The organism is Microbacterium tenebrionis, assembly GCF_020682665.1.
Classification (GTDB): Bacteria; Actinomycetota; Actinomycetes; order Actinomycetales; family Microbacteriaceae; genus Microbacterium; species Microbacterium tenebrionis.
Genome location: NZ_JAGTTM010000002.1, coordinates 288266 through 307455, shown reverse-complemented (window position 1 = coordinate 307455; position 19190 = coordinate 288266). Strand labels below are relative to the sequence as shown.

The window sequence follows — 19190 nt, the reverse complement described above, 5'->3', positions numbered from 1 at the left end:
GCCGCGCCGTACGGCATAGGCTGGCGGCATGCGTCGCATCCTCGTCCTCGGTTCAACCGGCTCCATAGGCACTCAGGCGCTGGATGTGATCCGCGCCAATCCGCGCCGTTTCGAGCTCGTCGGCATCTCAGCGGGCAGCAACGCCGAGATGCTCGCTCGGCAGGCCGAGCAGTTCCAGGTCGAGCACACGGCGCTGGGTGCTGCGGAATCGGAGCAGCTCGTCCGCGACGTCGAGGCCGATGTCGTGCTCAACGCCATCACCGGTTCCATCGGCCTGGGTTCCACGCTCGCGGCGCTGAAGGCGGGCCGCACACTCGCGCTCGCGAACAAAGAGTCGCTCATCGTCGGCGGCGAGCTGGTCACCTCGGCCGCCGCCGAGGGGCAGATCGTCCCCGTCGACTCCGAGCACTCCGCACTCGCGCAGGCACTCCGATCGGGGACGCACGATGAGATCCGGCGGCTCGTCGTGACGGCATCCGGCGGGCCGTTCCGCGGGCGTACGCGCGAGCAGCTCACCGAAGTCACTCCCGCCGAGGCGCTCGCCCACCCGACGTGGGACATGGGACGGGTGGTGACCACCAACTCCGCGACGCTCGTGAACAAGGGCCTCGAGGTCATCGAGGCGCACCTGCTGTTCGATGTCGACTACGACGACATCCAGGTCGTCGTGCATCCGCAGTCGATCGTGCACTCGATGGTCGAGTTCATCGACGGCTCGACCATCGCCCAGGCCTCGCCGCCCGACATGCGACTGCCGATCTCGCTCGCACTGGACTGGCCGCACCGTATCGGGGGAGTCGGAAAGCCGCTCGACTGGACGCAGGCGACCAGCTGGGATTTCGAGCCGCTCGACGACGAGGCCTTCCCGTCGGTCGCACTGGCGAAGAGCGTCGGCCGCGCCGGAGGAACGTTCCCCGCGGTGTTCAACGCTGCGAACGAGCAGGCCGTTGATGCCTTCCACGAGGGGCGGCTGTCGTTCCTCGGCATCGTGGACACCATTGCTCGCGTCGTCGACGCGCACGAGGCGCCCGACGCGCTGACTGTCGAGTCCCTGGCGGATGCCGAGGCGTGGGCCCGCGCGACGGCCGATCGCCTGATCGCCGCGCAGTAGCTCCGCGCGGAGCCGCTCAGTCTTCGTAAGGCACGGGCCAGTGCGGCTCCGGCACGGGCCATCCGGCATCCCGCACGGCGCGGCGCGCCAGTTCGCGCGCCGAATAGGGCGTGCGGACTCCGCGGATGTCGCGGTAGTCCTGGTGGCCGGGGCCGGCCCAGAGGATCGCGTCGCCGTCCGTGACCATTCCGACGGCCGCGCTGATCGCCGCTTCGGGCGGGGAGAACTCGTGGATCTCGGCGTCCGGCTGCGCGGATCGGGCGCCCTCGAGGAGTGTGGCGCGGATCGATGTCGGATCCTCGAATCGGGGGTGGTGGTCGGTGACGACGAGGATGTCGCTGCCTTCGACGGCCGTGCGCCCCATGTCGCGGCGCTTGGTGGCGTCGCGGTCGCCGTCGGCGCCGAACAGCATCAGGACCTTGCCCGGCGTCACGCGGCGGACGGCGGCGAGCGTCTTGACGAAGGCATCCGGCGTATGCCCGAAGTCGACGTACACGGCGGGGCCGCGCTCGCCCGAGACAAGCTCGGTGCGACCCGGCAGATACGCCTCGATGCGCCCGTCGCGGGTGAGGGCCTCGACGATGCGCTCCCAGGCGTAGCCGCCCTCGAACAGCATGACGATCGCGAGTGCGGCGTTGGCGGCCATGTGCGGCCCGATCACCGGGACGACCGTGGTCAGGGTGCGGCCCTCGGGCCCGGTCATGGTGAAGCGCGTGCCGCGCTGGCGCTCCTCGTCGATCGTGACGACCCAGTCGGCCCGTTCTGCGGCCTCGGCGTCGGCGGCGATCGCCGGCGTGCCGACCGTGACGACGGGAACCTCGGATGCGGCGACGACGTCGGCTCCGAAGGCGGAGTCCAGCGAGATCACGGCGCGACGCGACCGGTCGGGGCGGAACAGTGGCAGCTTCGCCTCGAAGTACTCCGTCATGTCGGCGTAGTCGTCGAGGTGGTCGTGCGAGAGATTCGTGAAACCGGCGACGTCGAACACGATCCCGTCGACGCGCCTGCGCGAGAGCGCCTGCGCGCTGACCTCGACCGCGACGGCCTCGACGTTCCGCTCGCGCATGAGGGCGAGCAGGGCATGGGTCTCGGAGGCCTCCGGCGTGGTGAGCCTGGAGATGATGACCTCGCCGGCGATGTGGCGCTCCGCGGTGGAGGACAGACCCGTCACGACGCCGAGCTGGCCGAGGATGCCCTCGAGCAGGTGGGTGACGCTGGTCTTGCCGTTCGTGCCCGTGGTGCCGAACAGCAGCGGCAGCCGGTCGTCGGCTCCCGTGCCGTACACCCAGGCGCTCAGGGCTCCGAGGATGCCGCGCGGGTCGTCGACGACGACGATCGGAAGCCCGGCATCCGCGGCGATCTCGGCGCCATCGGCGTCGGTGACGATCGCGACCGCGCCCTTCTCGGCGGCCGTGGCCGCGAAGACGGCACCGTGCTGGTTGACGCCGCGGATCGCGACGAACACCTCGCCGGTGCGCAGGTCCGCGGTCGCGAGGGTGATGCCGGTCAGGAAGACGCCGTCGATCTCACCGCGGGTGGCGGTGCCGAATCGGGCGGCGAGGTCCGCCAGGGCCCGCTGTGGCGGGGCTTCCGGACGGAGCACGGGGGGAAGGCTGGGCTGAGTAGACATAGCCTTCCCATGATCTCACGGGCGGTCCGGGGAGCGCGCCGGGCCGGTGCCCGGCGCGCCCTCGTTCATGTCAGACCGCTTGGGTCACCCCGCGTTCCGGCGGGAGGTGCGGATCGCGACCACGAGCGCGGCGACGCCGGCGAGCAGTCCCGCGGATCCGAGGATGATGCCTGCCACGGGTGCGACATCCTCGCTCTCCGCGCCGCCGGTCGCTTCTGCCGCGTCGCACTCTGCCGCGTCGGACTCTGCCTCGTCGGACCCTGCCGCGTCGTGGTCGCCGTGCCCGGCATCCGCCTCCGCATCGGCGGCGACCGTCACGACGGGAGCGGGGGAGTCGAGGTCGTGCGGATCCTGACCTTCCTCCGCGACCTCCGTCCACGCGTTCGCACCCGTCTCGCACTGCTGCTCGACGGGGAACACGAGCGACTCCGGCGCGTCCTCTCCGACGCTCACCGCCATGGTCACGGCGCCGCGCAGATCATGCGCGACGGGCGTCGTGGCGGTGTACGTGACGGCGGAGACGAGGCCGTTGTCGGCGCGTTCGACCTCGACGTCCCACATCGCGTCGACCGTCGGCGACACCGAGGTGAGTCCGTCCGGCATCGTGATCCGCATCGCCGTCGTGGGGGAGTTCTCGCATCCGTGCGTGAACGAGAACGTCAGGACTGCGGAGCCCTCGGGCGCCACGCTGTCCGGGCTGACCCCGACGTGGGCCTGTGCGGCAGCGGGTGCGGCGAGGATGAGGCCCGCTGCGAGTGCGGCGGCGATTGCGCCGCGGCGGGTGATGGATTTCGACATGGTTTCTCCTGTGCAGGTGCAGCGACGCGCCGGCGCGCTGCGTGCGGGCGCGCCGACGGCGTCGCTCGCGATGAATGGATGGCACGTGTGCGACCGACCTGCCGGACGGCGGGTCAGACGCGGGAGAAAGCGGGAGGGCCGCGAAGCGTGAGATCACCCGCGAGAATCGCGGAGACGAAGACACGGGCCGTGCGGGCGACCGATGCTGGGACCGGCCAGCGCGCATGCAGCAGGCGGGGTGCGCGGCGGTGCAGGACCGCCCTGACCCAGTGGAAGACCGCACGGATCAGATTCTCGCCGCGCCACAGCCATGCCACGGTGAGGACGGCGGCGATCATGTGCGCCGCGAGCATCCCCGTGTCCGGGGCGATGTCGGGCGAGGCGCCGGTGATCGCCGGGAGCACGAGCGTGTGGTGGTGTCCGGTGCCGATGGCCGACGGCGCCGCGGTCGCGTTCAAGGCGACGAAGAGGACGTGGAAGATGCTCTGCGCGACGAGTACCGCGCTGCTCAGCCGGCGAAGGCTCGCGCGCGGGCCGATCAGGAGTCCCGCGAGCGGGGTCAGGAAGACGAGGAGTGCGAGCACCAGCAGAGGATGGGGCGCCGCGCCGCCGCCGAGCGTGTGCGATACGGCCGCGATGATCGTCGAGGCCGCGGACGCGCCGGCACCGCGCACGAGTCGCAGCTGCCGGGAGGTCACGCCTCCAGCATATGCGGCGGATTCCTAAGCCTCGGGCAGTAGCTTTGGGGAGTGGAAATCCTCCTCTACCTCGTCGGCATCGTGTTCATGCTGATCGGTCTCGGGCTGTCGATCGGTCTGCATGAGATCGGGCACCTCGTTCCGGCGAAGCTGTTCGGCGTCCGCGTCGGGCAGTACATGATCGGCTTCGGGCCGCGTCTGTGGTCGAAGAGGATCGGTGAGACCGAGTACGGCTTCAAGGCGCTGCCGGTCGGCGGCTTCATCTCGATGTCCGGCATGTATCCGGCATCCGACGGCAAGCCCGTGCGCGGACTGTTCGCATCGCTGGTGCAGGATGCGCGGTCGGCGAACGACGAGACCATCGCCGACGGTGCGGAGGACCGGGTCTTCTACCGGCTGCCGGTGTGGAAGCGGATCATCGTCATGCTCGGCGGGCCCGTCATGAACCTCATCCTGGCCGTCGTGATCTTCACGGTCCTCGCATCCGGGATCGGCCTGCAGCAGGGCACCACCACGATCGCCGGGGTGACCGAGTGCGTCCTTCCGGCCGGCACCACACAGACCGAGTGCGCAGCGGGCGACCCCGCGTCTCCGGCTGCCGAGGCGGGTGTCCTGCCCGGAGACGTGCTGGTGTCGATCGACGGTCAGCGGGTCGCGGACTTCGCCGACGCCACAGAGATCGTCCAGGCTTCGCCGGGGAAGACCCTCGACATGGTCGTCTCCCGCGACGGCGAGGATGTGCACCTCTCGATCACGCCGATCACGGCCGAGCGCACGCTGACGGATGCCGGCGGGCAGCCGCGCCTGGACGAGGACGGCGAGCAGATCGTCGCCGAGGTCGGGTACGTCGGGATGAGCGCGCAGATGGGCTTCGTGCCGCAGCCGCTCGGCACCGGGGTGGAGATGGCCGGGCAGAACGTCGCCCGTGTGGGCGAGTTGATCGTGCAGCTGCCGGTGAAGCTGTGGGATGTCGGCGTGTCTCTCGTCACCGGGACCGAGCGCGACCCGGACGGCCCGCTCAGCGTTGTCGGCGTCGGCCGTCTCGCCGGCGAGGTGGCGGCAACGGATGCCCCCATCCTGAACCGGTTCGTGGTGCTGCTGAGCCTGCTCGGCTCGCTGAACATCGCCCTGTTCGTCTTCAATCTCATCCCGCTGCTGCCGCTGGACGGCGGTCACGTCGTCGTGGCGCTGTGGGACGGCATCCGCCGTGCGTGGGCGAAACTGTTCCGGCGGCCGCCGCCCGCTCCCGTGGACGCCACGCGGCTCGTGCCGCTCACCGTCGTCGTCGCCGTCGTGCTGATCGCGATGGGGGCGCTGCTGATGATCGCCGACGTCGTGAACCCGGTGAACCTGTTCCAGTGAGCCCGCCGGCGCGACCCCTGCGGGGCGTTGAGCGAGCAGCAGGCGAGACGGAACGGGTCGAGCGAGCCGAGCGAGTCGAACCTTCGGCCGTCAGCCCAGCGCGTGCTCGATCAGGCGCTCCAGGGTGCGGATGCCGTCGCGGGACAGGATGGACTCGAGGTGCCCCTGCACGCTCGCGAAATGCTCGCCGCGAAGCGCGTAGACGTCGCCGGTCGCCGGGTCGGCGGAGACCTCGGCTGCGCCCGCGCGCTCGGCTGCGGGGGAGACCCGAGCGGTGAAGGTGTTGTAGAAGCCGATCGAGGCGTCCTCCCCGAACACCGGCACCGTCTTCTGCAGCCCCTGATGCGGTGAGGCGAGCGGGGCGAGCTCGATGCCGAGGCTGTCGGCGAGGATCTGATGGCTCAGGCACACCGCGAGCAGCGGAGTGCCTTCCGCCAGGCGCCGCGCGACGACGTCGCGCATGCGTGCGATGCGCGCAGACTCCGTGTCGCGCGGATCTCCGGGGCCTGGCCCGGCGACGAGCAGCTCGGCGGCGTCGATGTCGGCGTCCGCGACCTCGCTCCACGGCACGATCCTGGCGTCGAGACCCAGGTGCCGCAGCTGGTGGGCGAGCATCGTGGTGAAGCGATCCTCCGCGTCGATCACCAATGCGCTCCGACCCGTGAACGGGCCGGTGGCGCCGTCACCCTGCGGGTTGATCCAGAACTCCGCCAGGCGCGAATTGCGCGAGGCGAGCAGCTGGGCGACCTCGGGGTCATCGGCGAGTGTCACCGGGGCGGCGTCCGGCTGATCGGCGTCCGCGGCGGCTTCCGCGACCGTGTCGCGGGGGATGGCGCCGATCGCGCCGAGAACGCCCGCAGCCTTGCCGTGCGTCTCGCTCACCTCGCCGTAGGGGTCGGAGTGACGCACGAGCGTCGCGCCGACCGGAACGCGCAGCTTGCCGCCTTTCAGATAGACGGTGCGGATGAGGATCGGCGCGTCCACGTCGTGTCCGCCGTCGGCGTTCGGGGTGAACAGGGCGGCGACGCCCGAATAGTAGCCGCGGGGGCTCGTCTCGTGGCGTCGGATCACCGCGCACGCGTTCTGCATGGGGGAGCCGGTGACGGTCGGGGCGAACATCGTCTCGCGCAGGATGTCGCGCGGGTCGAGGCGGCTGCGCCCGCGCAGCATGTACTCGGTGTGCGTGAGGCGCGACATCTGCTTCAGATGCGGGCCGGTGATGCGTCCGCCGTCGGAGCAGACGGCGCTCATCATCTTGAGCTCTTCGTCGACGACCATGAACAGCTCCTCGGTCTCCTTGGCGGAGGAGAGGAAGCCGACGAGCGTCTCCTTCGTCGCGCCGCCGGCAGGGTGGCGGAAGGTGCCCGAGATGGGGTTCATCGTGACGATGCCGTCACGGGCGACGACGTGCGCCTCGGGGCTGGCGCCGACGGCGATTTGGCCGGGGGTGACGACGGCGAACGTCCAGTAGGCGCCGCGCTCGTGCTCGAGGAGCGCACGGAACCAGGTGATCGCCGCCCGCCGCTCGTCCACGTCCACGGCTGCGGTGTAGTCGCGGCGGATCACGAAGTTCGCGCCTTCGCCGCGACCGATCTCATCGGAGATCACGCGGGAGACGACCTCGGCGTACTCCTCGTCGCTGATGTCGAACCCCCCGTCGCGCAGCGGCACGGGTTCGGTGGGGAGGGCTGCGAGAAGCTCGCCGCGGTCGAAGTGATGGTGCTGGTCGACGATGAGGCAGCGCAGTGGAGTGCCGTCATCCACCGCATCGAAGCCGCGTTCGCGCACCTGGCGGTAGGGGACCATGGCGAACACCTCGCGCGGGGTGCCGTCGGCGCTGAGCGGGATGTCCGCGAGCAGGTCGACGTCGAGGATGTCGCCGGTGAGCAGTTCGACGGTCTGCGCGCCGTCACGGGCGATCAGCACGAAAGACGCTTCGGCGTCCTGTACGAGGCCGTCGAGCAGGTTTTCGGTCATCGATGTCTCCTGTGGAGTGCTCCGGCTCGGACATACGAAAAGACCGCCCCGGAGGCGGTCTGGATTCGAGTATTGCGAACGCACCGCCTAGGAGGCGGGCCACCAGGTGATTGTTCGCATGCGGTGAAACTATCACAGCTGTCAGCCCCCGCCCGGCGGAGCCGCGTAACCTGGAGTCGTGCCTGCAGTCAACATTGGGATGCCGAGCGTCCCCGAAGTTCTGAGCCCCCGTCGCAAGTCGCGTCAGATCAGCGTCGGCAAGGTGCTGGTCGGCGGCAATGCTCCCGTGAGCGTGCAGTCGATGACCACGACGAAGACGACGGACATCAACGCCACGCTCCAGCAGATCGCCGAACTGACGGCATCCGGCTGCGAGATCGTGCGCGTGGCGGTGCCGCATCAGGACGACGCGGATGCCCTGAAGATCATCGCGATGAAGAGTCAGATCCCCGTGATCGCCGACATCCACTTCCAGCCGCGTTACATCTACACGGCGATCGACGCCGGGTGCGGTGCGGTTCGCGTGAACCCGGGCAACATCCGCGAGTTCGACGGAAACGTCGGCAAGATCGCCGAGGCGGCGAAGGCCGCCGGCGTCTCGATCCGTATCGGCGTGAACGCCGGGTCCCTGGACAAGCGGCTGCTCGCCAAGTACGGCAAGGCGACGGCGGAGGCGCTCGTGGAGAGCGCCGTGTGGGAGGCATCCCTGTTCGAGGAGCACGACTTCCACGATTTCAAGATCTCGGTCAAGCACAACGACCCGATCGTGATGGTGAAGGCATACCGTCAGCTGGCCGAGCGCGGTGATTGGCCGCTGCACCTCGGCGTCACCGAGGCTGGGCCCGCGTTCCAGGGCACGATCAAGTCGGCGACGGCTTTCGGCATCCTGCTGTCGGAGGGCATCGGTGACACGATCCGCGTCTCGCTGTCGGCTCCGCCGGCGGAAGAGGTCAAGGTCGGCCACCAGATCCTGCAGTCGCTGAATCTGCGCGAGCGCAAGCTCGAGATCGTCTCGTGCCCGTCCTGCGGCCGTGCCCAGGTGGATGTGTACACGCTGGCGGACAATGTCACCGAGGGGCTGAAGGACATGACGGTCCCTCTGCGCGTCGCCGTCATGGGATGCGTCGTGAACGGGCCCGGTGAGGCGCGCGACGCCGACCTGGGCGTGGCATCCGGCAACGGCAAGGGCCAGATCTTCGTCAAGGGCGAGGTCATCAAGACCGTGCCGGAGGCCGACATCGTCGCGACGCTCATCGAAGAGGCGAATCGCATCGCCGAGGAGATGGGCCCGGACGCGAAGCCCGGCACCGCTCAGGTGATCACGGCCTGATGTCGGCGACCGTCGTCACGTTCCCCGCCGGTTCGGTGGTCGGGGACAGCATCATCTCCTCGGTGCACGCGAGCGAGGCCGGGGCCGTTGTGATCGTGGATGCGACGCCGTTCCATCCCGTGGATCACACCTGGCCGGATCAGCCCGGGGATGCCGGTGCGATCCGTCTCGGTGGGGAATCCGTCGCGGTCGTCGAGGCCGTGATGGCGGCGGTGAGTGACGATGGCGCCTTCGCGGTCGGTGCGGACATCCCGGTCAAGCGCGGCATCGAAGGATGGACCTGGCTGGTCGGTCATGTGCTCGATGCGGAGGCGCCGGCCTGGCTGACACCTGGTGCGGAGGTCTCCCTCGAGGTCGACGCGGTGCTGCGAGCCGGCCTCAGCCGCGGTCACACCGCGTGCCATCTGGCATCGCTCGCGCTGGACCTCGCCGTGGCGGATCTCTGGCGGAAGGATGCCGGGGCAGATGCGCTGGGCAATCCCGACTTCGAGGGTCGCGCGAACCAGAGCAGCCGCATCCATGAGGACGGCGCGGTGGACGAATACCGCCTGGGCAAGAGCCTGCGCAAGGCCGGGTTCGACACCGAGACGTTCGCGGCGACGCTGGGGGAGCGGGAGGCCGCGATCAACGCGCAGCTGTCGGCATGGGTGGCTTCGGGTGCTTCGAGCCTGGTGGAGACCGACGGTCCCACGATCGTCGACCGCCGTCGCTGGCATTGCGCGCTGCCGGAGGGTGACGCCGTGATCCCGTGCGGGGGTACGCATGCCCGTTCGCTCGCGGAGTTCGCATCGATCTCGGTGACGCTCGAGCTGCCCGATCCGCAGACGCTCGTGATGACCACGACGGCTGTCGGCGCGTAGTCAAAGCGTGACGCGTCACGCCGCTGGTCGGAATCTCTTGGGTGGTGGTTCGATTCCTGCCCAGGCGTAGGCGAGTGCGAGGCGCGGTCTCAGCTCGCGTTCCTCACCGGAGCGATGTCTCAGGATGAACTCGCCCTTGCGGTCGCTCGTGATCCGCCACTGTCCGTGGTGCAACTGCATGTGGTGGAATCGGCAGAGGAGGATTCCGCGGTCGATGTCGGTTCTGCCGCCTTCGGAGTAGGGGTCGATATGGTGCGCTTCGCAGTACGAGGCGGGTCTGTCGCAGGCCTTCCATCGGCATCCGCCATCGCGGATCGCGAGGGCTATCCGCTGTTTCGGCGTGAAGAGCCGATGTTCGCGCCCCACATCGAGCGGGTTGCAGCAGTCGACGGTGACGCGGGTGCTCCCGCTGTCGCAGATGCGCTGCTCGGCGTACGAGTCGGGCATGGCCTGCAGGCCGTCTTCGGTGAGCACGGGGCCCGTGGCCTGTCCGCTCGCGTCGACCGGCTGCACGAGCCGGACCCCGGCTTGGCGGGTACCGAACACTGTTTCCGCGTCGGCGAGTGAGCCCGCTCGCAACAGGTCCATCACGAGGTCATAGGCGAGTTGATCGTTCGTCCGGGAGTCGTCGGCGAGCTCTTGCGCCCGTCGCTGCTCATCGGCATCCACGAACCGTGGGCCTCCGCGTCGCGGACGAAGCGCCGCGTCCCGGATCGTCGACAGCCACAGGTACCCGTCATCGTCCAGCACTGCGGGAGCGCGATGGCGACCGTCCGGCTCGGTCCACATGCGGAAGGAGCGAGCAGCGTGCCGTTCGAGGAAGCGCGCCTCCGCCCCGTCAGGGTCGAGCTGGTCGCGGATCGTTCGCGCGGCGGCGCGGAGCTCCTCCAGCGTGCGATGCGCGGCCGCCGCGACGAGCTGTTCGGCGGCGCCGCTCCATGCCTCGCGGAACCCGAGGAGCACGGCGTCCGATGCCCCTTCTGGCGTGGGCGGCTCGTCCAGGCCGCGCAGGATCGCGTCGTGCTGCTGTTGTGAGATGACGCGTCCGAACAAGGCGGTCCGCAACGGACCGTCCCAACGAGCAGAAGTGCGAGGTGCGTCGCTGGCGCACGTGTCAGAACCGTCCGCGAGGAGTTCGTCGTCTGCGAACGGCGCCTCCTCGGGTTCCAGCAGCGATTCGCCGACGCGGCTCTGGCGCGTGGCATCCGCTCGTGACGTGCCGGTGATGTCCTGGATGAGAGAGGCGGCACTGCGGTGCCCGTTCGACTGCGCGAAGGCCATACCCCATGCTCTCGTGGACCACTGACGTTCGAAGCTAGTTTCGATACCGATCAAGGTGATCTGAGGTAACGGATAGATAACATCGCTGTTCCGCGCTACCGTGCTCCGATGAAGTGGATCCTCTACGACATCGGCGGCGTCCTCGAACTCGTCGACGATCACAGCTGGCCGCAGCACCTCGAGCAGGCCTGGAGTGATCGCGTCGGCCTGCCCGTCGACGTGTTCCGTGCCCGGCTCGACGCCGCCGATCTCCCCGACACGACTCTGCAGGCGGACGTTGCCGCGGAGTACTGGCAGAAGTTCGGCGCTGCGCTTGAGATCGATGACGTGGAGGTCGCGGCGATGCGAGCACAGATGTGGGACGCGTACTGCGGAGAGGCGAACACAGAACTCCTCGATCACGCGCGCTCGCTGAGGGGCCGCGCAGGCCTCGCGGTCCTCTCCAACTCGGGTGACGGTGCACGTGAAGAGGAAGAGAGGCGCTTCCAACTCTCGTCGATCTTCGACCCGATCTGCTACAGCCACGAGCAGGGCGTGGCGAAGCCGGATGCCGGTGCCTATCTCGCCGCACTAGACCGCATGGGAGCCTCCGCCGCCGATGTGCTGTTCATCGACGACAACGAGGGCCCGAAGCACGGCGCCGAGAGGTGCGGCATCCGCGCCGTCCTGCACCGCGACAACAGCGCGACGATCGCAGCGATCGAGGCGTTCCTCGCCGAGTGACCGTCACGATGGGGCGGTTCTCAGAACTCGGCCAGGATCTCCGCCAGCATCCGATGACCCTGGGCCTCGAACTCCTCATCGCCGACCTGGAAAGCCCAGCACGCCGTTCCGATCGCTTCCTGCAGGCGTTCCAGTCTCCACTCGTCGGGATCGCGCGGATCGGCGCCATAACCCGCGAAGAACGCCGCTTCCAGGTCCGGCCGGCCGCGCCGCTGCTGCGCGGAGAGGCGGGTCAGATCCGTCGCGGCGGGACGGAATCCGAATCGGCCGAAATCGATGACGCGTACGGTGCCGTGATCGATGAGCCAGTTCCGCGGTTGCCAGTCCCCGTGCGTGGGGACGACCGTGGCCGAGCCGGCGGACGCACGGTGCAGGATGCGCCGGGCCTCGATCGCGGCGTCCGGAGCCACACGATTCGGCTTGTCGAGCCACGACAGCGCCCTCGCGATCGTTCTGCTCCCGTAGTCGGCGACGTCCTGCGCGTACTGACTGTGCAGCTCACGCAGAAGCCGGCCCGCCTGCTCGTGGGCGTCCGGGCTGTGCTCGGCATCGGTGCCTTCGAGCAGCCTCCCCGGAAGATGGTCGAGGATCATCACACGCAGCGCCTCGTCCGCGTCGCGCAGCCGCGCGGCATGCCCGGATGCGACGAGCCGAGCGGTGTACGTCGGATGCGCTCCGATCTCGCGGGCGATGTGATGATTGTCGGCGTCCCCCGCCTTCACGACGAGGTCTTCCGCGCCTGCTCGGACGTGGAGCACGATCGATCCGACAAGATTCCACGACATGTCGCTCACGACCTCCGCGTCGCCGATCCGTGAGCGAACCCAAGCCTGCTGGGAGGGCGCGAGGCGGACCCATCCGCTCACAGCGCGAACTCCACCTCGCCCTTGGCGATATCGGCCCGCTCCACGCGGAGCGTCACGGAGTCGCCGGGCCTCGTCCCCGCAGGCACGGGCGCGGATGCCGTGACGGCGGGCTCCGCGATCTGGATTCCGGCGCGCTCTCCGCCGTTTCGGATCTCGATCACCGTCGCCTCGACCGTCTGTCCGACGAGCGGCTGCAGCAGCGCGGCCTCCACACGATTGATGGTCTCGGCGTTGAGCCACGACGCCCGCTGGCTCGAGGCCTGCATGAGGTCAGGCAGCTCCGCCAGCGACTCCCTGGCCCACGCCGGGGCGCCGGAGCCGTCCGAGAGGCCGAGGCAGATGGCCAGAGACCACCGATCGACCAGACGCCGCAGCGGAGCGGTGGCATGCGCGTACGGTGCGGCGATCGCCGCCTGCTCGATGTCGGCGGGAACACTGCCGTCGAACGTGACGTACCCCGCGCCGCGGAACAACGATGCCGCGGCCTGCAGCACGGGCAGAGTCAGCGGGTCCGCCCGGTCCAGCGAACGCAGATACTCGCCGTAGTTCCCCGACGTCCAGGGCCGCCCGATCGCCTCAGTCTGCCGGCGGAACGCGTCGAACGCCGCAGCATCCGGTTCGGGCATCGTCCGCAGCACGCCCACCTTCGCATCGACCATGAGTGATGCTGCGGCCATCCCGGTCATGAGCGACAGCTGTGCGTTCCACTCCTCGACCGGCAGGGGGCTGCGCCGCTCGATCGAGTACGTGCCGTCCGGAAGCTGCACGACCTCCTCGTCGGGCATGTTCAGGCTCGCCCCTCCGCGTGCCGCCTCCTGCTGCAGGCGCAGCGCTCCGATCACGGGCAGCAGGGCGGCGGGTGATTCCTCACCCGCATCCAGACTCTTCTGCGTGCTCACGTAGTCGAGCTGCGCCCGTGAACGGATCAGCGCGCGCTCGAGCCGGAACTCCGTGATCTCGCCCGACGACGAGAGGGCGAAAGTCCACACCAGCGCCGGTCGGTCGACGTCTGGCAGCAGTGATGCGCGGTCCTCGCTGAGTTGCGCAGGATGCAGCGGAATCCGCCCGTCCGCCGCGTACAGGGTCTGTCCGCGCTCACGGGCAGCGGCATCCAGGGCGCCGCCGGGTTCCACGAACGCGGGCACATCGGCGATCGCGTAGCGTACCGCGAAGCCCGACCCTTCACGGGCGAGGTGGAAGGCCTGGTCGAGGTCCTTCGACCCTTCCGGGTCCAGAGTCACGAATTCGACGTCGCGCAGGTCGAGCTCCGGCGCAGGGGGAGTGACGGCCGATGCCTCGGCGACCGCCTCCGGTGAGAACTCCGTCGGCGCGTCCAGTGAGGATCTGAGCGCGACCAGCGCCTCGGCGAGCTCGCTCCGCGCGGCGGACGGGGCGACATGTGATCGACGCTGAGGCATGGAATCACCCTACTTCCGCCCCTGACGTCCGCGATGGGCGTTAGCGTGAGACCATGACCGCTGCAGAGAAGGCAAGTACGCTCCGTTCGCTCTACGAGTCACCCGAGATCCTCCGGGTCGTCAACATCTGGGACGTCGTCTCAGCCCAGGCCGTCGCCGCGCTTCCCGAGACGACTGCCATCGCCACCGCGGGGCACTCGATCGCCGCGACCTTCGGCTACGCCGACGGTCAGATCCCGCGCGAGATCATGATCGACATGGTCGGCCGCATCGCGGCATCCACCGACCTTCCGGTCAGCGCCGACCTCGACGACGCGTACGGGGACGCCGGCGAGACCACGCGCCTCGCGATCGGCGCCGGCGTCGTCGGCGCCAACGTCGAGGACCGCCTCAAGCCCCTCACCGAATCCGTGGCCGTCGTCGAGGCGATCGTGAAGGCCGGCGAGGCCGAGGGCGTCCCATTCGCCCTCAACGCCCGCACCGATGCGTTCGTCCGGGGCGGCGACCGCCCTCTCGAGGAGAGCATCAAGGACGCCATCGAGCGCGGCCGTGCCTTCCTCGACGCCGGCGCGACGTGCGTGTTCGTCCCCGGCATCCTGAACGCCGACGTCACGTCGCAGCTGGTCGACGGGATCGGCCGCGGCAAGATCAGCGTCATCGGCCTGCCCGGTGCGCTCGCAGCCGCCGAGTACGAAGCCCTCGGCGTTGCCCGGATCTCCTACGGTCCGATGATTCAGCGTGTCGGCCTCACTGCGGTGCAGGACGTCGCGAAGAGCCTGTACGCCGACGGGGTGATCCCCGAGGGCACGCGCGCACTGAACTGACCGTGCGGTTCGTGTGACCACGCGTCACTAGACTTGACGCGTGGTCACACGTCTTTCGAACTTCTTCCTCCGTACGCTCCGCGAAGACCCGGCCGGTGCCGAGGTCGCGAGCCACAAGCTGCTGATCCGCGCCGGCTACATCCGGCCGCAGGCCGCCGGCATCTTCGCCTGGCTGCCGCTGGGCTTGAAGGTCAAGGCGAAGATCGAGACGGTGATCCGCGAGGAGATGGCCGCCGCAGGCGCGCAGGAGGTGCACTTCCCTGCGCTCATGCCGCGCGAGGCGTACGCGGCGACGGGGCGCTGGGACGAGTACGGCGATCTGCTGTTCCGCCTCCAGGACCGCAAGGGCGGCGACTACCTGCTCGCCCCCACGCACGAAGAGGCGTTCACGCTGCTCGTGAAGGACCTGTACTCGTCGTACAAGGACCTGCCGCTGACGATCTTCCAGATCCAGGACAAGTACCGCGACGAGGCGCGCCCCCGCGCCGGACTCCTGCGCGGCCGCGAGTTCACGATGAAGGACGCCTATTCGTTCGACGCTTCGGATGCCGGCCTCGACACCAGCTACATGGCCCAGCGCGACGCCTACGAGCGCATCTTCCAGCGCCTGGGACTCGAGTACGCGATCGTGCAGGCGGATGCCGGTGCCATGGGCGGTTCCCGCTCGGAGGAGTTCCTGCACCCGACCCCGGTGGGCGAGGACACGTTCGTCCGCAGCGAGGGCGGATATGCGGCGAACGTCGAGGCGTTCACGACTGCGGTCCCGGATGCCGTCGCGTTCGACGACGCGCCCGAGGCGACGATCTTCGACTCCCCGGACACGCCCACGATCGAGACGCTCGTCGCGCACTCGAACGCCGTGCTCGACCGCGAGGTCACGGCAGCCGACACGCTGAAGAACGTCGTGCTGGCCCTGCGCCACCTGGACGGCACGCGCGAGCTCGTCGTCGTCGGCATCCCCGGCGATCGCGAGGTCGACCCCAAGCGCGCAGAGGTCGCGTTCGCGCCGGCCGAGGTGGAGACCGCGACTCCCGAGGACTTCGAGGCCAACCCGCTGCTCGTCAAGGGCTACATCGGCCCGTGGTCCCCGACCGGGGCCGTGCTCGGCGAGGAATCCGCCACCGGCATCCGCTACCTCGTCGACCCGCGCGTCTCCGAAGGGACGAGCTGGATCACCGGGGCGAACATCGATCAGAAGCACGCGTACTCGGTGATCGCCGGCCGCGACTTCGAAGCCGACGGCATCGTCGAGATCGCGAACGTGCGCGACGGCGACCCCGCTCCGGACGGCTCCGGCCCCGTGTCGCTCGCGCGCGGCATGGAGATCGGGCATGTCTTCCAGCTGGGCCGCAAGTACGCCGAGGCGCTCGGGCTCAAGGTCCTCGACGAAAACGGCAAGCTCGTCACCGTGACGATGGGCTCGTACGGCATCGGCGTCACCCGCATCCTCGCGATCATCGCCGAGCTGAACAACGACGACAAGGGCCTCATCTGGCCGGCATCCGTCGCGCCGTTCGACGTGCACGTCGTCGCAGCAGGGCGCGACCAGATCGCGTTCGAGGTCGCCGAGAAGGCCGCGGCCGATCTCGAGGCCGCCGGTCTCGACGTGCTCTACGACGACCGACCCAAGGTGTCGCCCGGGGTGAAGTTCGGCGACGCCGAGCTCGTCGGCGTGCCGCACGTCCTCGTCGTCGGCCGCGGCGCCGCCGATGGCCAGGTCGAGCTCTGGGATCGCCGCACAGGTGAGCGCGAGGCATTGTCTCTCGACGCGGCACTGGAGCGCCTGCGCGGCTGACCTGTTCGGCCGGCCGGCATGCGAGAGTAGAGGCATGGACGAGCTGCGCACCCGGATCGACGCACTGATGGACGAGGCGGGCGTGACCGCCAACCGCACCCTGATCTCCCGCATCCTCGAGACCGGCATCCGGCTCGGGCAGGACGGCACCGACCGGCTGAACCTGAAGATCGCCTCCGCGGCGCTGGCCGAGATGCGCGACGCGTTCCGGCTGTTCCAGCCGTTCGCCGACGTCCCCAAGGTCACCGTCTTCGGATCAGCGCGCACGAAGCAGGACGATCCGCTGTACGGCCAGGCGCGTTCCGTCGCCGAGCAGCTCGCCCGCCGCGGGTGGATGGTCGTGACCGGCGCCGGCCCCGGAATCATGCAGGCCGCGGCCGAAGGCGCGGGGGAGAAGATGGCGCTCGGCGTCTCGATCAGCCTGCCGTTCGAGGAGAAGCCCAGCGCCGTCATCGCCGACGAGACGCACTCGGTCGAGATGAAGTACTTCTTCACGCGCAAGCTCATGCTCGTCAAGGAGTCCACCGGCTTCATCTGCCTGCCCGGCGGCTTCGGCACCCTGGACGAGATGTTCGAGCTCCTGACGCTGCAGCAGACCGGCAAGGCGGAGCCCGTGCCGATCGTTCTCCTCGACGAGCCGGGCGGAACCTTCTGGCGCTCGCTCGAGCGCTTCGTGACCGAGGCGCTGATCCCCGCCGGAGTCATCTCGCCGGGCGACTTCGACCGCGTGCTCGTGACCGATTCCGCAGAGGAGGCCGTCGCCGAGATTACCGGCTTCTGGCGCAACTACCATTCGCTCCGCTGGGTCGGCGACCTGCTCGTGCTCCGACTGAAGCATCGGCCCGAGGACGCCGAGATCGACGATCTCAACGAGCGGTTCGCCTCGATCCTGGCGCGAGGTCGCATCGAACGCGTCGACGCGCAGCCGGTCGAGGTCTCCGACGGCGACGTCGTCGACCTCCCTCGCCTCGCACTCCACCTCGGGCAGCGCGAGGTCGGGGGCCTGTATCGCCTCATCGACGCGATCAACGCTCTGGGGTCGGCCGTCGACTGACAGCCCCTGCGCGGAGCGGGTATCGTAGTACGGATGCCGCGCGTGCAGGATGCCGCGGCGAAGAGCTGAATACGGAGGCCGTCATGGACATTGAACTCGGATTGCTGCGAGGGATCGAGAAGGAGAAGGGCATCCCCTTCGACGAACTCGTCCACATCATCCAGCAGGCCATCCTGACCGCCTACGGCAAGCACGTCTCGCCTGACGGCGCGATTCCGGCCGGCGTCCGTGTGGACCTCGACACCAAGACGGGCCACGTCGCGGTCCTCCAGCCCGTCACCGACGACGAGGGCGCCGTGATCGGCGAAGAGGATGCCACCCCCGACGACTTCGGCCGCATCGCCGCGTTCGCCGCCAAGCAGGTCATCAGTCAGCGGCTGCGCGAGATCGCCGATGATGCCGTGCTGGGGGAGTTCCGCGGCAAGGAGGGCGACATCGTCGCCGGCGTCATCCAGCAGGGCCCCAACCCGCGGATGATCCACGTCGACCTCGGCAGCGTCGAGGCGATCCTGCCGCCGGAGGAGCAGGTCCCCGGCGAGGAGTACGCCCACGGTTCCCGACTGCGCGTGTACGTGACCAGCGTCGCGAAGGGCTTGAAGGGCCCGCAGATCACCGTCTCGCGCACCCACCCGGGCCTCGTGCGCAAGCTGTTCGCACTCGAGGTGCCGGAGATCGCCGCCGGTCTCGTCGAGATCGTCTCGCTCGCCCGCGAGGCAGGGCACCGCACGAAGATCGCCGTGAAAGCGAACGATCCGTCCATCAACGCCAAGGGCGCCTGCATCGGCGAGCTCGGCCGGCGCGTCCGCGCCGTCACCGAGGAGCTCGCCGGCGAGAAGATCGACATCGTCGACCACGACGCCGATCTCGCGACGTTCGTGGCGCACGCCCTGTCGCCGGCGAAGGTGACGAGCTCGTTCGTGCTGGATGCCGGCACCAAGGCCGTCCGTGCACTGGTGCCCGACTACCAGCTCTCGCTCGCCATCGGCAAGGAGGGGCAGAACGCCCGTCTGGCCGCGAAGCTGACCGGCGCGAAGATCGACATCCAGCCCGACAGCATCCTGGACTGACTCCGCGTCGCGGAGTCGTCCCTCAGCCTCGCGGTGTAAGATGGAACCCGTACGGACATGCGTCGGTTGTCGCATGCGTGCTTCCCGATCCGCTCTTCTCAGAGTGGTGGCCTCCCAGGACGTCCTCATCTTCGATGAGCGCGCTGCGATGCCGGGGAGGGGCGCGTGGGTGCATCCGACGCAGGAATGCCTGGATGGCGCCGTGAGGCGCCGGGCTTTCGCCCGTGCACTACGCGTGTCGGCATCCATCGGGTTCCCCGAGGCCGCCCTCTCGCAGACCATCGAAAAGCATCGCCAGAGAAACAAAGGCTGAACGGCTATGGAAACAAAGTGAACGGCTCGAAATGAGACCCGTCCGCGACTAGTGGTCTGCCCTGTCTGGGCAGACCGACCCAG

General features: G+C 69.2%; 17 protein-coding genes. 10 read left to right on the top strand and 7 right to left on the bottom strand.

Annotation, left to right across the window (positions count from 1 at the left end; translation table 11 throughout):
* The first annotated feature begins 28 nt into the window (after nucleotides 1-28).
* Nucleotides 29-1111, top strand: a complete 1083-nt coding sequence (gene dxr / locus KEC56_RS06800) for a 1-deoxy-D-xylulose-5-phosphate reductoisomerase (protein ID WP_227530338.1) — start codon at nucleotides 29-31, stop codon at nucleotides 1109-1111.
* Nucleotides 1112-1127: 16 nt separating this feature from the next.
* On the opposite strand, the gene KEC56_RS06795 is transcribed toward dxr, so the two are convergent.
* The 3 genes from KEC56_RS06795 to KEC56_RS06785 form a co-directional block, all read right to left on the bottom strand.
* Complete coding sequence (locus KEC56_RS06795; protein WP_227530337.1) at nucleotides 1128-2741, bottom strand: Mur ligase family protein; 1614 nt, start codon at nucleotides 2739-2741, stop codon at nucleotides 1128-1130.
* An 84-nt stretch (nucleotides 2742-2825) separates the two neighbouring features.
* Nucleotides 2826-3539 carry a YcnI family copper-binding membrane protein gene (locus tag KEC56_RS06790; protein ID WP_227530336.1) on the bottom strand — a complete coding sequence of 238 codons (714 nt, stop codon included), beginning with the start codon at nucleotides 3537-3539 and terminating at the stop codon, nucleotides 2826-2828.
* Nucleotides 3540-3652: 113 nt separating this feature from the next.
* Nucleotides 3653-4237: a hypothetical protein gene (locus tag KEC56_RS06785; protein ID WP_227530335.1), complete on the bottom strand. Its 585-nt coding sequence runs from the start codon at nucleotides 4235-4237 to the stop codon at nucleotides 3653-3655.
* Nucleotides 4238-4288: 51 nt separating this feature from the next.
* On the opposite strand from KEC56_RS06785, the gene KEC56_RS06780 reads away from it, so the two are divergent.
* Nucleotides 4289-5599, top strand: a complete 1311-nt coding sequence (locus KEC56_RS06780; RefSeq protein ID WP_227530334.1) for a M50 family metallopeptidase — start codon at nucleotides 4289-4291, stop codon at nucleotides 5597-5599.
* Nucleotides 5600-5689: 90 nt separating this feature from the next.
* On the opposite strand, the gene KEC56_RS06775 is transcribed toward KEC56_RS06780, so the two are convergent.
* Entirely contained in the window at nucleotides 5690-7576 is a 1887-nt protein-coding gene (locus tag KEC56_RS06775) for an anthranilate synthase family protein (protein WP_227530333.1), read from the bottom strand.
* A gap of 178 nt (nucleotides 7577-7754) precedes the next feature.
* Here KEC56_RS06775 and ispG point away from each other — a divergent pair, with 178 nt between their 5' ends.
* Nucleotides 7755-8906 (top strand): flavodoxin-dependent (E)-4-hydroxy-3-methylbut-2-enyl-diphosphate synthase, encoded by a 1152-nt coding sequence (gene ispG / locus KEC56_RS06770; RefSeq protein ID WP_227530332.1) that lies wholly within the window; start codon nucleotides 7755-7757, stop codon nucleotides 8904-8906.
* Entirely contained in the window at nucleotides 8906-9766 is an 861-nt protein-coding gene (locus KEC56_RS06765) for an alanyl-tRNA editing protein (RefSeq protein ID WP_227530331.1), read from the top strand. Before ispG ends, KEC56_RS06765 begins: the two co-directional genes overlap by 1 nt.
* 15 nt (nucleotides 9767-9781) lie before the next feature.
* Here the strand turns inward: KEC56_RS06765 and KEC56_RS06760 are convergent, their stop codons facing one another.
* Nucleotides 9782-11047, bottom strand: coding sequence for an HNH endonuclease signature motif containing protein (locus KEC56_RS06760; RefSeq protein ID WP_227530330.1), 1266 nt, complete (start codon nucleotides 11045-11047; stop codon nucleotides 9782-9784).
* A gap of 108 nt (nucleotides 11048-11155) precedes the next feature.
* Here KEC56_RS06760 and KEC56_RS06755 point away from each other — a divergent pair, with 108 nt between their 5' ends.
* Nucleotides 11156-11770, top strand: a complete 615-nt coding sequence (locus tag KEC56_RS06755) for an HAD-IA family hydrolase (protein WP_227530329.1) — start codon at nucleotides 11156-11158, stop codon at nucleotides 11768-11770.
* A 20-nt stretch (nucleotides 11771-11790) separates the two neighbouring features.
* On the opposite strand, the gene KEC56_RS06750 is transcribed toward KEC56_RS06755, so the two are convergent.
* A complete protein-coding gene (locus tag KEC56_RS06750) occupies nucleotides 11791-12555 on the bottom strand; it encodes an aminoglycoside phosphotransferase family protein (RefSeq protein WP_227530705.1) in 765 nt (254 codons plus the stop codon).
* Nucleotides 12556-12632: 77 nt separating this feature from the next.
* On the bottom strand, nucleotides 12633-14054 hold the full coding sequence (locus KEC56_RS06745; protein WP_227530328.1) for an RNB domain-containing ribonuclease: 1422 nt from the start codon (nucleotides 14052-14054) through the stop codon (nucleotides 12633-12635).
* A gap of 53 nt (nucleotides 14055-14107) precedes the next feature.
* Here KEC56_RS06745 and KEC56_RS06740 point away from each other — a divergent pair, with 53 nt between their 5' ends.
* The 5 genes from KEC56_RS06740 (at nucleotide 14108) to KEC56_RS06720 (ending at nucleotide 19107) form a co-directional block, all read left to right on the top strand.
* On the top strand, nucleotides 14108-14878 hold the full coding sequence (locus KEC56_RS06740; protein ID WP_227530327.1) for an isocitrate lyase/PEP mutase family protein: 771 nt from the start codon (nucleotides 14108-14110) through the stop codon (nucleotides 14876-14878).
* A 40-nt stretch (nucleotides 14879-14918) separates the two neighbouring features.
* Nucleotides 14919-16673: a proline--tRNA ligase gene (locus tag KEC56_RS06735; protein ID WP_227530326.1), complete on the top strand. Its 1755-nt coding sequence runs from the start codon at nucleotides 14919-14921 to the stop codon at nucleotides 16671-16673.
* Between the two features lie 34 nt (nucleotides 16674-16707).
* Nucleotides 16708-17727: an LOG family protein gene (locus KEC56_RS06730; protein WP_227530325.1), complete on the top strand. Its 1020-nt coding sequence runs from the start codon at nucleotides 16708-16710 to the stop codon at nucleotides 17725-17727.
* A gap of 83 nt (nucleotides 17728-17810) precedes the next feature.
* Nucleotides 17811-18794 carry a transcription termination factor NusA gene (gene nusA / locus KEC56_RS06725; protein ID WP_175986044.1) on the top strand — a complete coding sequence of 328 codons (984 nt, stop codon included), beginning with the start codon at nucleotides 17811-17813 and terminating at the stop codon, nucleotides 18792-18794.
* Nucleotides 18795-18834: 40 nt separating this feature from the next.
* Nucleotides 18835-19107, top strand: coding sequence for a YlxR family protein (locus KEC56_RS06720; RefSeq protein ID WP_175986045.1), 273 nt, complete (start codon nucleotides 18835-18837; stop codon nucleotides 19105-19107).
* The last annotated feature ends 83 nt before the right edge of the window (nucleotides 19108-19190 follow it).

Bases quoted from the DNA above. Each gene is read 5' to 3' on its own strand.
- dxr (WP_227530338.1), top strand. From the start codon at position 29: ATGCGTCGCATCCTCGTCCTCGGTTCAACCGGCTCCATAGGCACTCAG.
- KEC56_RS06795 (WP_227530337.1), bottom strand. From the start codon at position 2,741: ATGTCTACTCAGCCCAGCCTTCCCCCCGTGCTCCGTCCGGAAGCCCCG.
- KEC56_RS06790 (WP_227530336.1), bottom strand. From the start codon at position 3,539: ATGTCGAAATCCATCACCCGCCGCGGCGCAATCGCCGCCGCACTCGCA.
- KEC56_RS06775 (WP_227530333.1), bottom strand. From the start codon at position 7,576: ATGACCGAAAACCTGCTCGACGGCCTCGTACAGGACGCCGAAGCGTCT.
- KEC56_RS06765 (WP_227530331.1), top strand. From the start codon at position 8,906: ATGTCGGCGACCGTCGTCACGTTCCCCGCCGGTTCGGTGGTCGGGGAC.
- KEC56_RS06760 (WP_227530330.1), bottom strand. From the start codon at position 11,047: ATGGCCTTCGCGCAGTCGAACGGGCACCGCAGTGCCGCCTCTCTCATC.
- KEC56_RS06755 (WP_227530329.1), top strand. From the start codon at position 11,156: ATGAAGTGGATCCTCTACGACATCGGCGGCGTCCTCGAACTCGTCGAC.
- KEC56_RS06750 (WP_227530705.1), bottom strand. From the start codon at position 12,555: ATGTCGTGGAATCTTGTCGGATCGATCGTGCTCCACGTCCGAGCAGGC.
- KEC56_RS06745 (WP_227530328.1), bottom strand. From the start codon at position 14,054: ATGCCTCAGCGTCGATCACATGTCGCCCCGTCCGCCGCGCGGAGCGAG.
- KEC56_RS06740 (WP_227530327.1), top strand. From the start codon at position 14,108: ATGACCGCTGCAGAGAAGGCAAGTACGCTCCGTTCGCTCTACGAGTCA.
- KEC56_RS06730 (WP_227530325.1), top strand. From the start codon at position 16,708: ATGGACGAGCTGCGCACCCGGATCGACGCACTGATGGACGAGGCGGGC.
- nusA (WP_175986044.1), top strand. From the start codon at position 17,811: ATGGACATTGAACTCGGATTGCTGCGAGGGATCGAGAAGGAGAAGGGC.
- KEC56_RS06720 (WP_175986045.1), top strand. From the start codon at position 18,835: ATGGAACCCGTACGGACATGCGTCGGTTGTCGCATGCGTGCTTCCCGA.